Origin of the sequence: Microcoleus sp. Pol11C3 (assembly GCF_036701485.1) — a bacterium.
In the GTDB taxonomy this organism is placed as follows: Bacteria; Cyanobacteriota; Cyanobacteriia; order Cyanobacteriales; family Microcoleaceae; genus Microcoleus.
This window is the reverse complement of the sequence record NZ_JAUBQW010000267.1, coordinates 1-2,467: the sequence shown is the minus strand read 5'-3', so window position 1 is coordinate 2,467 and position 2,467 is coordinate 1. Positions and strand designations below refer to the sequence as shown.

General features: G+C 46.7%; 1 protein-coding gene. It reads right to left on the bottom strand.

What is annotated here, in order from left to right; translation table 11 throughout:
• Window positions 1-195: 195 nt before the first annotated feature.
• The gene (locus QUA40_RS28315) at window positions 196-1,971 is read right to left on the bottom strand and encodes an EamA family transporter (RefSeq protein ID WP_333131976.1); all 1,776 of its coding nucleotides are present in this window, start codon (window positions 1,969-1,971) and stop codon (window positions 196-198) included.
• Window positions 1,972-2,467 lie beyond the last annotated feature (496 nt).

Here is a 2,467-nt window from a genome sequence, read left to right as displayed (position 1 = left end):
TGAGTTTCACACGTTTGAGCTTGTTAAGAAAGTCCCTCTTGACTTTCTATCGCTCTTCTTAACTTGTCACCAATGACGGTTCCCCTATTAATCAAAGATTTATGCAATAAGCCTATTGATCTTGTCTCGGCATTCCCAAACCCGGTTTCTTGAAGAAACCGGGTTTGGGAATGGACGATCGCCCAAATTCTTGCCTTAACTAGCCTTCTTCTGAGGAGCCGTCATGCGTTCCACACTCATAGCAGCCACGCTCAATGTCACCACAGCCATGCCCAGAATTGCCACAGGCTGCAACTTCTCATTGAGAATTATAAACGCAAAAAGTGCGGTCATCGCCGGCCCCAAAGTGCCAATTATTGACGCTAAGGTGGCCCCCGCAAAGCGGCTGGCAAAATTACTCAAAAGATAACTAAACAGCGTCAGCACCCCTAAAACAACCCCTCCCATAATCAAACCAGGCCAAACATTTTGGTCAATTTTAGGAGAAAAATTTTCCGACACTGGCACGCACAAACTCAGGGAGGAAAATACAAAAATCGCGGCGAAATTAACTAAACTAAAAGGAATTGGGTGCAGCTTGCCCGCAGGCATTTGCGTCACCAATACGTAACCTGCAAAGGTAATCCCAGAAGCCAGTGCAGCCGTGACTCCCACTCCAACATTGCCGCCGCCGGGAGCTGGGCCCGCAAAACTCGGCAACCCAGCTAAAATCAGACCTACGGTAATCCCGAATATTGCCAAAAAACCGACTCTGCTGGGGCGAGAACCAAACAATATCCAAGAACCCAGTACGGTGACGATCGGATAAATAAAGAAAATCGTAATCGCAATCCCCACCGGAATATTGCCGATCGCCAAATAAATCAAAACCTGAGACAAAAACAGAAAAAATGCGCTTCCTAAAACCTTGCTCCACAAAGCTCGATCGCCCGACTGGAACAACCGTCTAATATCTTTCCACACAGAAGGATACAGAAATGTCGCCAATATCGGCATCAAAGCCATCACCACGATCAGCCGCATCAACAAAATCAACAAAGAATTTCCCAAACCTGGAGTTACCACCCCCGGAAATTCAAACAACCCAAAAACCATCCGAGGATTTTTGCCTTTAATCAGAAGTCTTAAACAAACATTAAACAGCGCCAATACCACCGCCGAAGACAAAGCCAGAACCAAACCTGTCTGTACTTGAGAAGATGCTTTAACAGGTGCAGCAGGCGCTGAAGAAGTCTGTGGCACGGGTTCTCGCGGCGTTTCCACACGTGTTGCTTGCAGAAGTTGCGGCCGGACAGAATTAACAGAATTATTTGATTCCTCGACATAGGAATCTTGAGCATCGAAAGGATTCTCAAGATATTCTTCTTCTGATTCGAGTTCTTCTCTGATGCGGTTTACGAGATTTTGTAACAACTCTTCCCCTTGCAGTTCCAGGGTTTTCATATTGTTGAGCCGCACGGAAAGCTCGCTTTCATAGCTGCTCAAATCTTGTTCCAGTATCTGGAAACTGCGATCTATCCTTTCATCCAGCGCTGCCAGCAACTCCGAGGCCCGTTCGTCGTAGTTGCTCGGCGGCAGGGGTATGGGGAACTCGCCGCTAGGAATAGGGCTGCTGAGAGAATTTCCCGAGTTAGCGCTGAGTTCGTTGAACCGCTGCACCAACAAATCTTGCAAATTGTGAGCCAAAACTTGAGCCAACTGCTTCAGCCACAATTGCTGCTGCTGAATGTATCGCCCCGACAGAGATTCCATTTGCTGAGACTGCAATTTGCGATATTGCTCCCGCAGGTCTTCAATATCCTCAATCAGGTGATTTTTTTCAGTTTGTAGCCGAGTAATGTCCTGATTTAACTGGCCTTTGACATTTTCATGCAAAGCGTCCAGTTCTTGCATTACTGAGTGGAGGACTTCTTCTGCTGATTGTGCATCCTCTGGCTCGCCCTTTGACGAGTATACGTTCCGCTGCGCCATTAGCCTATAACCTCTAATTTAAACTGCACATTCAGTGTTCTTAAGTATTTTGGCAAATCAGCTCGCAAGTTATAGTGAGTTGATCTAAAAGATTGCGGACACTGTTTAATCAATAGTAGTCGCTCAGTTGGAGATGTGAAAAATTGGCGATCGCCCCAAGAACACTTTGTGCAATTAGAAATCATACTACAGCTTGAGCTCTCCACGGATTGCTCCCGGTCATTTTCGCATCTAACTCACCCGATTGCACCCGAATCACAAGCCTAATGACCCCTTCTGCGACTAAATTTGATTGAGGGGTGGCACTCCTAGCCCCTCAACGGATAACTTGATGCTGCCGCCAGAAATCCGGTTTCTTTTGCCCGCCTTTCTCCCGCACTCCCGCACCTAGGTTTATGATTTTAACAGTTCCGATCTTTTGCTCGCGAAAGTTTTAAGGATCGCGAATTAAATAACTTACAATTTTAATTGTTATTGTGGGATGGGCGTCCCGCCC